The 15,818-nt window shown below is 75.3% G+C and carries 12 protein-coding genes; 6 read left to right on the top strand and 6 right to left on the bottom strand.

Going from position 1 to position 15,818, the window contains the following annotated elements; genetic code table 11:
• The first annotated feature begins 99 nt into the window (after positions 1–99).
• Positions 100–642: a hypothetical protein gene (locus ABT295_RS15365; RefSeq protein ID WP_352395270.1), complete on the top strand. Its 543-nt coding sequence runs from the start codon at positions 100–102 to the stop codon at positions 640–642.
• Between the two features lie 190 nt (positions 643–832).
• Here ABT295_RS15365 and ABT295_RS15360 read toward each other — a convergent pair whose 3' ends face one another.
• The 6 genes from ABT295_RS15360 to ABT295_RS15335 form a co-directional block, all read right to left on the bottom strand.
• Entirely contained in the window at positions 833–1,621 is a 789-nt protein-coding gene (locus ABT295_RS15360) for an FHA domain-containing protein (RefSeq protein WP_502991170.1), read from the bottom strand.
• A gap of 204 nt (positions 1,622–1,825) precedes the next feature.
• Complete coding sequence (locus ABT295_RS15355; protein WP_352395269.1) at positions 1,826–3,583, bottom strand: serine/threonine-protein kinase; 1,758 nt, start codon at positions 3,581–3,583, stop codon at positions 1,826–1,828.
• A 34-nt stretch (positions 3,584–3,617) separates the two neighbouring features.
• Positions 3,618–6,260: an FHA domain-containing protein gene (locus ABT295_RS15350; protein ID WP_352395268.1), complete on the bottom strand. Its 2,643-nt coding sequence runs from the start codon at positions 6,258–6,260 to the stop codon at positions 3,618–3,620.
• A gap of 2 nt (positions 6,261–6,262) precedes the next feature.
• Positions 6,263–7,075 carry a PP2C family protein-serine/threonine phosphatase gene (locus ABT295_RS15345; protein ID WP_352395267.1) on the bottom strand — a complete coding sequence of 271 codons (813 nt, stop codon included), beginning with the start codon at positions 7,073–7,075 and terminating at the stop codon, positions 6,263–6,265.
• Positions 7,072–7,602 carry a hypothetical protein gene (locus ABT295_RS15340; RefSeq protein ID WP_352395266.1) on the bottom strand — a complete coding sequence of 177 codons (531 nt, stop codon included), beginning with the start codon at positions 7,600–7,602 and terminating at the stop codon, positions 7,072–7,074. The genes ABT295_RS15345 and ABT295_RS15340 overlap by 4 nt, the downstream gene beginning before the upstream one ends.
• Positions 7,603–7,768: 166 nt before the next feature.
• The gene (locus tag ABT295_RS15335) at positions 7,769–9,259 is read right to left on the bottom strand and encodes a CCA tRNA nucleotidyltransferase (RefSeq protein WP_352395265.1); all 1,491 of its coding nucleotides are present in this window, start codon (positions 9,257–9,259) and stop codon (positions 7,769–7,771) included.
• A gap of 56 nt (positions 9,260–9,315) precedes the next feature.
• Between ABT295_RS15335 and ABT295_RS15330 the strand changes: the two genes are divergently transcribed.
• From ABT295_RS15330 to ABT295_RS15310, 5 genes are all read left to right on the top strand, one after another.
• Positions 9,316–9,801, top strand: a complete 486-nt coding sequence (locus tag ABT295_RS15330) for an NUDIX hydrolase (RefSeq protein WP_345505765.1) — start codon at positions 9,316–9,318, stop codon at positions 9,799–9,801.
• Positions 9,798–12,281, top strand: a complete 2,484-nt coding sequence (locus tag ABT295_RS15325; protein ID WP_352395264.1) for a DUF6049 family protein — start codon at positions 9,798–9,800, stop codon at positions 12,279–12,281. Before ABT295_RS15330 ends, ABT295_RS15325 begins: the two co-directional genes overlap by 4 nt.
• A gap of 54 nt (positions 12,282–12,335) precedes the next feature.
• Positions 12,336–14,261 (top strand): protein kinase family protein, encoded by a 1,926-nt coding sequence (locus ABT295_RS15320; protein ID WP_352395263.1) that lies wholly within the window; start codon positions 12,336–12,338, stop codon positions 14,259–14,261.
• A 2-nt stretch (positions 14,262–14,263) separates the two neighbouring features.
• Positions 14,264–14,836 carry an RNA polymerase sigma factor SigM gene (sigM, locus tag ABT295_RS15315; protein WP_352395262.1) on the top strand — a complete coding sequence of 191 codons (573 nt, stop codon included), beginning with the start codon at positions 14,264–14,266 and terminating at the stop codon, positions 14,834–14,836.
• A 158-nt stretch (positions 14,837–14,994) separates the two neighbouring features.
• Complete coding sequence (locus ABT295_RS15310) at positions 14,995–15,804, top strand: RsmA family anti-sigma factor (RefSeq protein WP_352395261.1); 810 nt, start codon at positions 14,995–14,997, stop codon at positions 15,802–15,804.
• The last annotated feature ends 14 nt before the right edge of the window (positions 15,805–15,818 follow it).

The raw sequence follows: 15,818 nt of genomic DNA, 5'->3' as shown, positions 1-15,818 counted from the left end.
TCCGGGCCGGGCTGCTGCAACGCAGCGAACGCCGGGTTGCCCGGCTCCACACTGCCCACCGACAGCTGCTCCGGCGCCTCCAACGCATCCGAGTACAGCTTGCCCGTGCCCGAGTCCCACACCACCCAGTGGCTCCCGACCGCGCTCACCTGCGCCGACTTCGAGGTGAACCCCAGCTTCGTCGTCACCGGCTTCGCGAAACCCTCACCCGCCACCCTCAGCACCGTCACCGTGCCCAGCTCGGCCGACACCGCATACACCGAACCGTCCACACCGACCGCGACCGCCGCGTTGCCCCCGACCTTCACCAACGGCTTGGCCTGCGTCTGCAACCCGTCCAGACCCGCCACACCCGCCCGCACATCCACCCGCTGCGCGCGCACCTCACCCTTGGCCGGATCGATCATCGCGACCGTCCCACCACGCACATCCACCAACGGCGCCGTGAACACCCGGTTCCCCGTCGCCGTGCTCGGCTTCGGCAACGCCACCGCCTGCTCCGGCGCCAACGTCCCCTCCGCCGGATTGATCGGCACGATCTGGTTGCTCGCCCGCGAGTACCCCACGATCGCCGCACCGTCCTGGAACACATCCAGACCCGACCCGCTCGACCCGTCCGAGAGCACCCCCACATCGAGCTGACCCACCGGCTTGTTGATCCGCCCGAACCGAGCCTGCTCGGCGTTCGTCACCCACACCCCGCCGTCGTTCAGATCGGCCTTGCGCACGACCTCACCCTCACTCCGCGACGCGAACCACACCAACAGACTCGCGACAAGGGCAACGACGACGGTCGAGACGATCCCGACCCGTCGCTTGGTGGCGGCGGTGCTCATGCGTTCCCCTGTTCGGCCGCGACCATCCGGTCGTCTGGCCCGTGCTCTGCGGTCTGGTGGATCTGGTCGGTCGCATCGGCCGGGGCGTCGAGCAGGGCGAGATCGTCCTCCGAGACGAGCTGCGTCGAGAGTGCGTGCTCGACGAGCCGGGCCTTGCGGTTGGTCGCGAGCTTTCCGACGCCACCGTGCAGGCCACGCGTTCCCGCGTCGGCGAGCTTCTGGCACACGTTGTCGAGCTTGCGGTTGAAACGGGTCAGGGTCCAGCCGAGTCTCTCGGCGGCCGCGGCGGAGGAGGGTATCTGGCTCGTACCCGCTTCACGCCTGCGGAGGAACGGCTCGCACAGCGCGACGACGAGCAGCTTCTGGTCGGGCGTGAACGACACGCGTCCCACGGTGGCCGCGCCGACCTCGTCGTCACCGGGCTCGGGCGCGTCGGAGGTGACGGACTTGAACGCCGGGCTCGCGACGTGGATCTCGAAGTCGTAGGTCGTCGGGCCGGCCGTGAACCAGACGATGAGCTTCTTCATGGCGAGGGGGATCTTCGCGCCGGGGTTGAGCCAGGCCTGGAAGAGGCCCTGCTCGTCGGCGACCGTCGCCGTCAGCGTCGACCCGGTGTTGGAGAGCCACCAGAACCCGTTCTCGAACGAGACGACGAGGAAGGTGCGGTGCAGGTAGGGGTTGTCGTCCACCTCGACGTCGCCGCTGCGGCCGATCGTCAGGCCGGACTCGGGTGACACGGAGTGCTCCTCGCCGCAGAACACGACGGTCACCTTGCTGTGGATCACGATCAGGTCCCCTTATCCCTGTCGACACACCGGCCGGCACCCGGGTGAACGAGTGCCGTGGTGTTTTGTTACGTAAGTCTGTGGTGGTTTGGTGCGTATGTCACGACTTTGCCTACAAGTGCGGGGCATCGTCGACCGCACGCGTACTCAACCGGCCACCTCGTCGTGCGCTCGGTCAGGCCGCGCCCCTCGGTGCACGCCTGCTCATCGGGCGGTCTCGCACTGCGGGTCGGCGCCCGGCGAGCCCTGGCCGGCACGCACGACGACGACCGACGCGCACACCTGCCGGCCCTTCTGGGCCTTGACCGTGAACGAGCGGGCCGCGACCGAGACGGTGCGGGAGCGGTCGCGGTTGCCCACGTCGCCCGCCTTCGCCGCGTAGGACACCCGGAAGGTGTCCTTCTTCGAGGCGTTCGGGTAGCTCCAGCTGAAGGAGACCCGTCCGTCGGCGGACGTCGCCTCGATGGTGGGCTTGTCGAAGACGCCGTCACCGATCGCGCTGTCGTCACCCGGCATCGACACGGTGGCGCTCGGGCGGGGCGGGTCCACCGTGACCGGTGACGCGGGCTCGGGGCGCAGCACGAGGAAGAGGACGAGCGCCGCGAGCACGGCGACGCTGCCGAGGAGGCTCCAGAGCACGGCGGGCCGGCCGAGCACGGAGCCCGACGACGACGGCTGGGCGACCGGGGCCTCCGAGGCGGTGCCGGCCGCCCGGCGCACGGTGGCCTCGTCGACCCCGTCGGAGTGCAGCGGCGCCGTGAGGCTCGTGACGGGGTCGGTGGCCGCCGAGGAGCGCACGGGTGCGGAGGCACCGGCGGCCGTGGCCGCCGCGCCCGCGGACCCGCCACGGGGGCCGGCCACGGGCATCGGGGCGGGCGACCAGCGTCCGGCCGTCGCGTCCGAACGGCGACGCGTCGCCTCGTCGAGCGTCGAGGCGCCGCTCGGCCCGGCTGCGGGCGCCGCGGGCGGGGCCGGCTGCGCGACGACGGTCTGCGGTGCCTTGATCCGGGTGCGGTCGTCGTCCTCGACGCCGGATCCGGTCGGCGAGCCCGACGTCTGGCTGACGAGCGTCGTGTGACCCTGCTCGTCGAGCACGACGATGGGGGTGCGCGCGAGGCGCTGCTGCTGCTCGACGGCCTGCAGGGCGCGGGCCAGCTCGAGCGCCGACGACGGGCGGTGGGACGGGTCCTTGGCCATCGCCTGCGCGAGCAGGCGCTCGAGGCCGGTGGGCACGTCGGGGCGCCCCGTCGCCGGCGGCGGGGTGCTGCGGATGCGTGGCATGAGGGCGTATGCCGAGTTGTCGCCTCCCGGCACCTCGAACGGCGAGCGCCCCACCAGCAGCTGCCACAGGGTGGCCGCGAGCGAGTAGACGTCGGCCCGCTCGTCACCGTTGCTCTGCCCGTAGAGCACCTCCGGGGCCGCCCACGGCACCGAGACACCGACGCCGTCGGTGCTCTCGGCCTCGGCGTCGCCGTCCCGCGCACCGCGGCCGGCGATGCCGAAGTCGGTGAGGCCCGGAGCGCCGTAGGCGCTGACGAGGACGTTGGCCGGCTTGATGTCGCGGTGCGTGATGTGGGCCCGGTGGGCCGTCTCGACCGCACTCGCGAGCTGGATGCCGGTGCGCAGCACGTCCTCGACGGAGAAGCGCTCGGCCCGGGCCCGCATCGCCAGGTTGGGCGGCGGGTAGTACTTCATGACGAGGTAGGGACGGCCGTCGTCGGACGTGCCGGCGCGGAACACCTGCACGATGTAGGGGTGGTCGCCGAGGGCGGCCATCGTGTCGGCCTCCTCGACGAACTGCGCGCGCAGCGCGTCGGTGAGGCCCTCGGACTTGAGCACCTTGACGGCCACCGGCATCCGGGGGCTCTGCTGCTCGTAGAGGAACACGTCGGCGTAGCCGCCCGAGCCGAGCGGCTGGACGAACACGAGGCCGGGGATCGAGGGGGGCGCGCCCTTCTTCACGAGCGGCTCCCGGTCGTCGGCGTCGGGGCGGCCCTCACGGCGCCGCCTCGAAGGTGAACGTGATCTCGTCGGCCATCGAGACGAGCGAGCCGGGCTCGAGCACCTGCTGGTCGTTGGCCCGCAGGCGCAGCGGCTGCTCCCCGGGCAGCGCGACCGTCGTGCCGTTCGTGGTGCCGAGGTCGCGCACGAGCACGTGCCAGCCCTCGAGGATGACCTCGAGGTGGTTGCGCGAGACGTCGCGTTCCGGGCTCGGCACCTTGACGACGTGCGGCCGATCGTGCGCGGCCAGGTTCTCGCCCGGCCGCGGCGAGCGCCCGAGCAGCACGCTGCGGTCGAGCGTCACGACGTCGCCCGTCGAGAGCCGCAGCACGCCGAGCGGCGGGCGCGGCATCGTGAAGGGCTCCTGCGGCGGGATGCCCGCACCGCAGACCCGGCACCGGTCGCTGTGCGGCTGCGTCGGGTGGCCGGCCGAGCAGAGCACGGCGAGCACGCTGGGGCCCGAGAACGCCAGCTGCTGCGCGGCGTTCTGGGCCTCGAGCAGGGCGCTCCGGTCGACGGTGAGCTCCGCGTCGTCCTCGTCGGGGTCGGCGGTGTCGATCTCGACGCCGGCGGCCGGGTGCAAGCTGCCGGAGACGGTCGGGGCCGGCGTCGGGGTCGGGGCGGCTGTCGGGGCCGGCGTCGGGGTCCGGGCGGCTGTCGGGGCCGGCGTCGGGGCAGGCGTCGCCGTCGGCGCCGGGCTCGCCGTCGGCGCGACGAGCGGGACGTCGAAGCTCTGCTCGCCGACCGATTCGCCGACCGCGGGCGGGGTGGTCGCGCGCGGCGGGGGGCCGGTCGAGATGAGCGGCGTGGCCTCGGGCGCGCGCGCACCCGGTGGCGGCGTGAGCGTCGGCGGCAGCAGGCTCGGCGCGGGCGGGGGCGTGTGCCGGCCCGAGAAGGTGGGCACCCCCGGCTCGGGGGCCGGGGCAGCCTCGGGCGCGGCAGGTGCCGCGGACGGGCGCGCCCAGGGCACCGACGAGATGAGGCCGCCCTCGGGCAGCGCAGGGGCGTGACCGCCGGCAGCCGGCCGGCCCGGCCCCGGCACGGTCGGGGCCGCCGCAGCCGGGTCCGCGGGCGCGTTCGTCACCGGCGCCTGCGCGGTATCGGCCACGGCCGGGATCGAGGCGGGCGCCGCGCCCAGGTGCTCGGGATCGCCGTCCGTTGCGGTGTCGTCGTCGTGCGGCTGGGTCAGCTGCGCGAGCACGCGGCGGTGCTCGTCGGCCGCCGTGGTGTGCCCGAAGAGGTAGTCGTAGCTCGGGGCGGCTGCGGGCAGGTCGTCCGCTCCTGCCGGCTCGGCCGCGGGCTCGGTCACGGCCTCGGTCACGGGCTCGGACCTGCGCTCGGGCTCGGCCGCCGGGGTCGCCTGCGCGACCGGCTCCGGGTCGACGACGGGGCGCACCGCCCACGTCGACTCGACGTCCCGGGGCGCCGGGACGCGGACGGGTCCGGGCTCCGGCGTCGGCTCCGGCGTCGGCTCCGGCGTCGGCTCCGGCGTCGGCTCTGGAGCAGTCGCGGGCTGCGGGGCAGGCTCGGGGGCAGGCTCGGGGGCCGGCTCAGGCGTCGGGGCCGGCACGGGCTCGGGCCGCGAGACCGGCTGGGGTTGCGGAGCCGTCTCGGGCGTCGGGGCCGGCGCGGGGACGGACACGGCGGGCGCCGGGACCGACTCGGGCGATGCCGGTGGTGCGGCCTGACCGGTCGTGGCGCCCGTCGGGGCGGACGCCGACGGCAGCCCGGCCGGCGGTGACGCGGACGGTGCTGCCGGCACCGCGGGCACCGGGGGCACCGCGGGGCGCGCGACGTCGGGCACGTGCCGCGCCCAGCTGCCGTCCCAGCTCGAGCCGCGGGAGCCCGTCGCACCGGCGGCGTCGACCTCGCCGGCCGTGGCGGCGAAGGTGGGCGGGGCCGCGGGCAGGGGGTGGGCGTCGCCTGCGGTGTCGGTGCCGTCGGAGGTGTCGGCGTCGCCGGCACCGCTCGCACTCCCGGCACTGCTGCCGGTCTCGGCGTCGGTCGAGCCGGCCGCGGTGTCCGCAGTGTCCGTCGTCCCGGCGTCCGTCGTACCGGCGTCCGTCGTACCGGCGTCGTCGAGGTCGGGGTCGTCGACGCCCGCGTCGTCGGTGCCGGCGTGGTCCGCACCGGCATCCGGCCGCGGGTCTGCCGTGCCGCTCGCGTCCGTCGCGTCCGCAGGCCCGGTCACGTCCGTCGGCCCGGCCGCCGCGACGACGCCACCGGCGCCGAGCGTCTGTGGCGGCACGGGCGCGGCCCGCTCGTTGTCGTCGAGCACCCGCAGCACGACCCGCTGGGGGTGCTCGGGCAGCTCGAGGTCGGTCCACACGCGGCTGCTCGTCGCGCGCACCTCGTGCTCCGTGCCGTCGGCGAGGGTGACGACGGCCGCCACCGGCCCGAAGGCGACGATGCGGGTGCGCGGCTGCCAGTGCGCGCCGACGAAGTGGTGCGCCTTGCGCATGCCTCCCGTCGTCAGCACCTCGACGACGTCGTCGAGGTCACCGCCGTCGGCGGCGTCGCTCGCGCTGAGCGTGCGCTCGTCGTCCTCGTCGAGGGCGATGAGCAGGTGCATGCCGGGGCCCCCGATGTGCGTCCACCCGTCGGGAGCCCGCTCGACAACGACAGACGGGCCACTCACGTCTACGACCTGCTCTCCCCTGATGAGCCGTTCACGTTCTGGCGGGGGGTGGTGTCCTCGTCCACGTCGGAGTCGGACTCCTGCCCCTGCACCGCGACGACGATAGCAGTGACGTTGTCGTGCCCCCCGGCCTCGACCGCCCGGCGGACCAGCGCCTCGGCGGCGGCCTCGGCGTCGGGGTGCTCGAGGAGCACGGCCTCGATCTGCTCGTGGGTCAGCTCGTTCGAGAGCCCGTCGGAGCAGATGACGAAGACCTCGCCGGGGTAGGGCGGGAAGACCCAGGTGTCGACGACGCCCATCGGGTCGCGCCCGAGCGAGCGGGTGACGACGTTGCGACCGGGGTGCACCCGCGCCTGCTCGGGAGTCAGCAACCCGCGCTCGACGAGCTCCCACACCTCGGAGTGGTCGGCCGTGACCTGGCTCAGGTCGCCGTCGAGCAGGCGGTAGACGCGCGAGTCGCCGATGTTGAAGACGGCCCAGTGCCGCGACCCGCCCACGGAGACGAGGGCGAGACCCGCCACGGTCGTGCCCATCCCCGTCTGCTCCGGGTGCCGTGCGGCCGAGGCGAGGATGCGCCGGTTGGCCTCACCGACCTGCGCCACGAGGTCCCGCACCTGGATGGCGGGGCGGTCGGCGAGCTCGACGAGGGTCTCGCTCGCGATGCGGCTCGCGACCTCGCCGGCCGCGTGGCCGCCCATCCCGTCGGCCACGACGAAGACCGTGCCGCGGGTGAGGGCCGCGTCCTCGTTGTGGGCCCGGACCCGCCCCACGTCGGTCACGACGCCGACGGACAGCACGGGGTGCGCGGCGCTCATGCGTCGCCGCCGGTCCACGGCGTGACGCGCGCGGTCGTCAGGACGGCCCGGATGAGCTCGTAGTCCTGCTCGGCGGTCGGACCGCCGACCGCACCGGTCAGCTGCACGAGGTGCGCGCCGACCGCGCCGGCCGCGCCGGCCGCGCCGCCCGCTCCGGCCACGCCGGGGGTCGGGGTCACGACGTGGAAGAGGTTGGCCTGCAGCACGGTCTCGACGTCCTCGTCGGGCCAGCTCGCGTCGCACCCGACGAAGCGTGCGTCACCGAGCTCGGCGGCATACGGCTGCGACACGCCACCACCACGCGAGGCGGCGCGGGCGCGCACGAGCTCGAGGGAGTCCTCGAGGCGGTGGTCCGGGGCGCAGGGCTCGACGGTGACGACGACGTTCGGGGCGAAGGCGTCCGACCGGGGAAGGCGCGCCGCCATGGTGGTGCCCGGGGCATGCGCCGGCTCCCAACCATCCGGCACCTCGAGCGCCACCGCGGGAGGTCCCGGGAAGTCGGCGCTCGGGTAGGCGAGGGTGGTCATGGGTCGTTCCTTTCGGTCGTTCCCGCGGGGGCCGGGGACGGCGCGGTCAGTCAACCACTCGAGCGAAGCGGTGTCAGATCGGTCGAGCCTAGGGCGCCCGGCCCGCTGCGGCGATGGGGAGCACTCCCCACCGGCAGGTCGTGCGTCCCTCGTACCCGCACCGGCCTCAGTCCTCCGACTCGCGCGCCGCCCACCAGGCGAGCAGCTTCTCGCGGGCGGCGTCCGGCCCGATGGGCCCGTCGTCGAGGCGCACCGAGAGCAGGTAGGCGTACGCCTGCCCGAGCACCGGGCCGGGCCGGATGCCGAGGGTGGCGGCGATCTCGTTGCCGTCGAGCTCGGGACGGATGCGGGCCAGCTCCTCCTGCTCGGCCAGCCGGCCGATGCGCTGCTCGAGGTCGTCGTAGGCCCGGGCGAGCCGCTGCGCCTTGCGCACGTTGCGGGTCGTGCAGTCCGACCGGGTCAGCCGGTGCAGGCGAGTGAGGAGCGGGCCGGCGTCGGTGACGTAGCGGCGCACGGCCGAGTCGGTCCACTGCCCGTCGCCGTAGCCGTGGAAGCGCAGGTGCAGCTCGACGAGCCGGGCGACGGCCTTGGTCGTCTCCTTGTCGAAGCGCATCGCCTTGAGCCGCTTGCCCACGAGCTTGGCGCCGACGAGCTCGTGGTGGTGGAAGGAGACGCCACCGCCGTCCTCGAACCGGCGCGTGGCCGGCTTGCCGATGTCGTGCAGGAGCGCCGCGAGGCGCAGCACGAGGTCGGGGCCGGGCACCGACTCCTCCGGTCCGTCCGCCGGGCCCTCGAGGTCGATGGCCTGCTCGAGCACGATGAGCGAGTGCTCGTAGACGTCCTTGTGCCGGTGGTGCTCGTCGAGCTCGAGGCGCAGTGCCGGCAGCTCGGGCAGGAAGACGTCGGCCAGCCCGGTGTCGACGAGCAGGCGCAGCCCGAGCCGGGGCCGCTGCGAGAGCAGCAGCTTGGTGAACTCGTCGCGCACCCGCTCGGCCGAGATCATCGAGAGCGTGCCGGCCCGCTCGGTCATCGCGGCCGCGACCTCAGGGGCCACCTCGAACCCGAGCTGCGAGGCGAACCGCGCGGCCCGCATCATCCGCAGCGGGTCGTCGGCGAAGGACTCCTCGGGGGCGGCGGGGGTCGTCAGCCGCTGGCGCACGAGGTCCGGCAGGCCGCCGTGGACGTCGACGAACTCCAGGCTCGGCAGCCGGATGGCCATGGCGTTGACGGTGAAGTCGCGCCGCACGAGGTCGCCCTCGAGGCTCTCGCCGAACATCACCTCGGGCTTGCGCGACGTGCGGTCGTAGGTGTCGGCCCGGTAGGTCGTCACCTCGATGACGTGCGAACCCTTGCGCAGGCCGATGGTGCCGAAGTCGCGCCCGATGTCCCAGTGCGCGTCGGCCCACCCCGCCGCCACGGCGACGATCTCGTCGGGCCGGGCGTCGGTCGTGAGGTCGAGGTCGGGCGAGACGCGACCCAGGAAGGCGTCGCGCACCGGTCCGCCCACGAGGGCCAGCTCGTGCCCGGCGGCGGCGAAGCGCTCGCCGAGCTCGCCGAGCATCGGCAGCACGGGGGCGAGGCGGGCGACGGCGGCCCGCAGGAGCGGGAGACCGGCGTCGGTGGGGTCGGCGTCGGGCGTGTCGGGACGGTCTGGCACGCCCCCAGCCTAGTGAGCCACCGGGCCCCGCCTTGACCTGCCGTTATGGTGGCGATGTGAGTGCACAGCCCGCCCCCAGCCACGTGCCGGGGAGGCGCTTGCCCGCCGTCGAGGAGCGCTCCGCCGGAGGCATCGTCGTCGACGTGCAGGAGGGACTCGCGCTCATCGCGATCATCGCGCGGCGCAACCGCGCCGGACGGGTCGAGTGGTGCCTGCCCAAGGGCCACGTCGAGCCCGGGGAGACGCTCGTCGAGACCGCCGCCCGCGAGGTGGCGGAGGAGACGGGCATCGTCGGGCGCGTGCTCATCGAGCTCGGCACCATCGACTACTGGTTCGCCACGTCGGACCGCCGCGTGCACAAGTTCGTCCACCACTACCTGCTCGAGGCCACGGGCGGGGAGCTCTCGATCGAGAACGACCCCGACCACGAGGCCATCGACGTCGCCTGGATGCGGCTCGACGAGGTGCACCGGAGGCTGACCTTCCCCAACGAGCGCCGCATCGCCCAGGCGGCGTGGAACCGGCTGGCGGGGACGACGTGAGCGCCCGGGGTGGGCGGCGTCCGGGCACGAGGGGGCGCCGCGGCCCCCGCGTCGCACGGGCCCTGTCGGCGGCCGGGGTCGCCGCCCTCGCCGTCCTCGCAGGTATGCCGTCGGGTGCGACCGTGCCCGTGGCGCGGTCCGCGACCCTCGCCACGGCCCACCCCACGAGCCGGGCCGCCGCCGTACCGCCCCCGCAGGCGGCCGGGTCGGCGCGGCCCGCGGTGACCCCGGCCACCGACGTCGCCGTCGTCGTGCTCGGGGCGATGACGCCGACGGTGGTGCGGGCGGGCACCGACGTCACCGTCTCCGGCACGGTGACGGCCCCGCTCACCGGCCCGCTCTCGGGGCCCACGCTGCGCGTCGTGCGCGGTGAGGTGACCGTCGACCAGCGCCAGGCGCTCGACGACTGGGCCGCCGGCCGCACCCGGGCCGACGGCCCCACCGTCGCCACCACCGCGCTGCCGACCGTGGGGGCCGGGCAGACCCGGTCGTTCACGACGACGATCCCGTGGGAGCGGCTCTCGAGCGCCAAGCCGTTCGCCGCCGTGCCGATCGCCGTCGAGGTCGTGCAGGAGGGCGCCAAGGCCCCGACCGGTGCCGTGCGCACCTTCGTGGCGTGGAACAGCCGCAAGGAGTACGTGCCGCTCCAGGTCGCCACGGTGCTGCCGGTCACGCTCGACCCCGACGTCGACCTCTTCTCGCGCGACGACCCGACGCGTCAGCAGGCCTGGCAGCACGCCATCGGTGCCGGGTCGCGGGTCAACCGCCTGCTCAGCGGCACTTTCGGCGCCGACGTGACCCTCGCCGTCGACCCCTCCGTGCTCGGCCCCACGCCGCCGCCCTCCGCCGACGGCCAGGGCACCCCCACCACGTCCAGCACCGGCACCGGCAGCACCCCGACCGGTTCGCCCGCGGCCGGCACCTCCAGCCCCGGTTCCACGCCCGGATCCATCCCCGGTTCCACCCCGTCCGGCTCCGCCACGTCCGGTGCCGGCGCGCCGCCGAGCGGCACCCCGACGCCGGGCGCGACGTCCTCGCCGGGCGCCGGGACGCCGACCGCGCCCTCGACGCCGACCGGCACCACCGCGCCGTCGGAGGCCGCGGTGGCCATCGCCCGGCTCGGGGACGACGTCGTGCGCCAGCTGCAGGGCCGCAGCGTCTGGGCGCTGCCCTACGCCGACGCCGACGTGGCCGCGACGGTCGGCACCGACCCGGCCAACGTGCTCGTGCGCGACCTCGTCACCCGGGCCACCACCCTGACCGGACGGCTCGGCGAGCCGGCCCGGGCCGACGTCGTCTGGCCGGTCGACGGCCTGCTGCCCGCCGGCCGCGAGCTCGGCATCCGCACCCTGCTCTCCGGCACCTCGGTCAAGAAGCCCGCCGGCATCGTCGTCGACGCGGCCGCCGTCACCCGGGCGACGGCATACACCCCCACGGCCCGACGCGTCGGCGCCGAGGGCACGCGGCTGCTCGCCTCCGACACCCGCCTGTCGGCCCTGCTGCCGAAGCGCGGCGCGGTGAGCCCGGTGCTGTCGGTGCAGCGCTACCTCGCCGAGTCCCTCGTGCTGCTCGGCGAGCGCGCCGGCACCCCCCGCTCGGTGCTCGTCACGGCGCGGCGCGACTACGACCCCGACGCCGCCGACCTGTCGGCGTTCCTCTCGGCGACCGCCTCCGCACCGTGGCTCCGGACCGTCGACGCGGCCGAGCTGCTGACCGACTCCGGCGACGACAAGGCCGTCGCCGCCACGAAGCCCGCGGCCACCGTGCCGTCCGCGGCTCCCCGACCGGTGCTCAACGCCCGCCGCCTCGCCCAGATGGCCGAGCAGCGTGACACGCTCCTCAGCGTCTCGTCGGTGCTGCGCGACGGCGCGACGTTCGCCGCCACGTACCGCGAGGTCCTCGACGAGCTCGCGAGCGCCCGGTGGCGCTACGAGCGGGGGTCGTGGATGACGCTGTCGAGCTCGGTCGCGTCGGACGTGCGGGCCGCCACGAGCGCGATCAAGGTCGTCTCGCGCAACGTCAACCTGCTCGCCGAGTCCGGCACCCTGCAGGTGACGATCGAGAACGGCCTCGACTACGCCGTCGAGGACCTCCGGCTGCGCCTGACGCCGAACAACCCCCGCATCCAGGTCGTCGAGCAGCCCGGGTCCATCGCCATCGGGCCGGCCTCGCGCACCAACGTGCCGGTGCCGGTCACGGCCGTCGCGGCCGGCAGCGCGCAGCTGCGGGCCTACCTCACGACGGCCGACGGCACGGTCATCGGCTCGCCCGCCGTCATCGAGGTCTCGGCCAACCCGCTCGACGCCACGATCTACTGGGTCGGCGGCACCCTCGTGGGGCTCGTCCTGCTCGTCGGCGTCGCCCGCGCCGTGCTCCGCGGCACCTCCCGGGTCGACGAGATCGCCGACATCGAGGCGGTCACCGCGGCCCACCAGGGTGTCGGCGACCAGCGCGGCGGGGATCGCCGTGACTCCGCCTAGGATGTCTCCCGAGCCACGCATCCACGCACGACCTGACGAGGGAGGGTGACGCACGTGCAGGGAGTCGGACCGGGGTCGGTCCTGGGCGGCCGCTACGCCGTGACGAGCCGCACCTCAGCGGGCGCGCACCACGAGCGGTGGCGCGCCGACGACCACACCCTCGAGCGCGAGGTCGTGCTCGTCTGCTTCCCCGCCGCGTCGTCCGTGGCCGCCGCCGCGCTCGATGCCGCCCGGCGGGCCGCCGGCATCGAGGACCCGCGCCTCGTGCGCGTGCTCGACGTCGGCACCGACTCCGGCGTCGGCTTCATCGTCGAGGAGCCGCTCACCGGCGCCCAGCCCCTCTCGCACCTGCTGCAGGACGGTGGCCTGCCCGCCGACGAGGTGCGCCGCCTCACCGGTGAGGCGGCGACCGCGCTCGACAAGGCGAGCCACCGCGGCCTGCACCACCTGGCCCTGACGCCGAGCTCGGTCCTGCGCATGCCCGACGGCGGCGTCAAGGTGCGCGGCCTCGCGACCGAGGCCGCCCTCACCGAGGCCGACAGCCTCTCCGACGAGCGCGCCTCGCGCGCCGACGCCGTGGGTCTCGTCAAGATCGCGTATGCCGGCCTCACCGGCCGCTGGCCGCTCGTCGCCGTCGACGGCGGGCTGATCCCCGCCGGTGGCCCGGTCGGTCTCGAGTCCGCACCGACCATCGTGGGCGGCGTCGCCGCACCCTCCGAGATCGCCGTCGGGGTGCCCAACGACCTCGACCTCATCTGCCGCATGACGCTGGGCAGCGGCGAGCGCGGACCCGTGTCGCCCGGCGACCTCGCCCTGCAGATCGCCCCCTGGCCCGCCGAGGCCCCGGCCTCCGACGGCGCCGGCGGCATCCGCCGGCGCGGTCGCGATGAACACGAGCCCACCCGGGTGCTGCCGGCGGTCGGTGACGCCACGGCCGCCCTCGAGACGGTACGACCGGACGAGGCGGACGCGGACGCGCCCTACGACCAGACGCGCGAGGACGCAGCCGTCACCGGAGTCGCGAGCGCCGGAGCCGCGGGCGCCGCCGCCGGTGCCACGGGTGCCGGCACGGCCGCGAGCGGCCCGAGCCCCATCTCCGCAGCCGGTGCGGCCGCGGCCGGCGTGGCCGGTGCCATCGGCGACCGCGTCGGCTCGTTCGCCCGGGCCGCCGCCGACAAGGCCGCCGCGCGTGCGGCCGAGCGTCGCGCGGCGCACGACGACTTCGACGGCGAGGACATCGACCTCGACGACGCGCTCGACGAGGCGCCCCCGACCCGCCTCGAGCCGCCCCTGCCGGTCTTCGGTCGCGAGGTGCCCGAGGCGCCCAGCGGGGCCCAGTCGCGCATCGCGCTCGCCCTCGTCGGCGTGCTCGTCGTCGTGGCGCTCGTCATCGGCATCAACAACGTCGCCAAGATCGGTGAGCACGACGGCGCCGCCGCGCCCGTCATCACCATCACCCGCACGCGCACGCCGAGCGCCACCCCGACGCCGAGCAGCACGACCCCGGCCCCGACCACGACGACGCAGGCGCCCCCCGCCGCGCCGGTCTCGATCACGGGCGCCACCGGCTTCGACCCGCAGGACGGCACCGAGTCCGACCGCAGCGCCGCGAAGGCCTTCGACGGCGACCCCGGCACCGAGTGGCGCTCGCGCTGGTACGGCTCCGCCGACTACAACGGCGGCAAGGACGGCCTCGGCCTGCTGCTCGACCTCAGCGCGCCCACCGTCGTCAAGGAGGTCGTGCTCGACCTCCCGGCCGCCCAGGACGTCACGGTCTACGCCACCGACTCCAGCTCGACGACGTCGCTCGACGGCGCGCAGGAGGTCGGCTCGGCCTCGGGCGCCTCGGGCACGGTCACGATCAAGGCCACGGGCACGCTGAAGCCCGCGAGCAAGATCATCGTCCTCGTCACCAAGGCCGCCCCCGCGGAGGCCCCGAACCACTACCGCGCCCAGGTGCGTGAAGTGACGGTGCGCTGACCGTGACCTCGGGGGTTGCCGCCCCGATCGCCGAACTGAGCGACCGGGAGCTGCTCGCACGGCACGTCGCCGGGGACGACCATGCCTTCGGGGAGCTCTTCCGTCGGCACAAGGACCGGATGTGGGCGGTCGCCCTGCGCACCGTGCGCGACCCCGAGCTGGCCGCGGACTGCGTGCAGGACGGCTTCATCGCGGCCTTCCGCCGCGCCGACTCCTTCCGCGGCGAGGCCGCCGTGACGACGTGGCTGCACCGGATCGTCGTCAACGCCTGCCTCGACCGGCTGCGCCGCCGCAAGCCGACCGCGCCGCTGCCCGAGTACGAGCTGGCCGACCGGCACGACGACCACGGCTCGACCGAGGTGCGCATCGACATCCAGGAGGCGCTCGCGTCGCTGCCCGAGGGCCAGCGTGCGGCGCTCGTGCTCGTCGACATGCACGCCGTGCCGGTGGCCGAGGCCGCCGTCATCCTCGGGGTCGCCGAGGGCACCATCAAGTCCCGCTGCGCCCGCGGGCGGGCGGCGCTCGCCGCGCACCTCGGTCTGACGCCCGGCCGTCGGCCCGCAGCCGAGCCCTGAGCCGAGCCCTGAGCCGAGCCCTGAGCCGACCCCTCCCGGGGATCTGCTTGAATCCGGTGGGAACCCGACGGCCACAGGGGGCCGTCGAACCCACGGCGTCCGGCATACCCCTGCCTGCCCGCACGACCACCACACGCCTGCCATGAAGGACCGCACCCGTGGACGACTCCGCGCGCACCCCTGACGACCCTGACGAAACCGCCCTCCCGGGTGAGGGCGACGCACCCGACCTCGATGCCGGCACGAGTGAGCGGGTGCGTGCCCTCCTCGCCGACGCGGGTGACCCGGGACCGATGCCGGCCGACGTCGCCGACCGCATCGAGGCGGCCCTCGCGCACGAGGCGCTCCTGCGGGTCGAGCCCGGTCCGCTCGCGACGGGTGGCCACGGCACCGTCGTGCCCCTGCCGCCCCGCGCCGACCGTCCCGGGCGCCCGAAGCCGGTCTACCTCGTCGCGGCCGTCGCCGCCGCGGCGGTCGTTGTGGCGGCGGGTGCCTCGGTCCTGCACCTGACGAAGCGTCCCAACGGCGCGGCCGTGGTGGGCGGCTCCTCCTACAGCGCGACGCCGACCACCACCGCACCGACCACCACGCCTTCCACCACGCCCGGCGCGCCGCACATCCAGCTGAGCACGACGGACTACCGCTCCGGCGACCTCGGCACCCGCGCCCGCGAGCTGCTCGACCGGCCCGGGCTGCCGATCTCCACGACGGCGGCCGAGTCGCCCACCGTCGGCCCGATCGCGACCCCCACGGGGCTCGCCGGCTGCCTCGAGGCGCTCGGCGCCGTCGGAGGAGCCGCCCCGGGCCCCGGGGCGGACGCGGTGTCGGCCGACGTCGCCACCTTCGAGGGCGCTCCCGCGGTCGTCGTCGTCGTCACGCGCGACGGGGAGAGCACGGCGTGGGCCGCGCGCCGCAGCTGCGCACCCGGCGCCCCCGGCATCCTCGCCGGGCCCACGCCCGTCCCGTGAGAGGGCGGCTCCGG

The organism is Terrabacter sp. NPDC000476 (assembly GCF_040300125.1).
Classification (GTDB): domain Bacteria; phylum Actinomycetota; class Actinomycetes; order Actinomycetales; family Dermatophilaceae; genus Terrabacter.
Note: the sequence above shows the minus strand (reverse complement) of the source record. Positions and strands in the feature narration are given on the sequence as shown.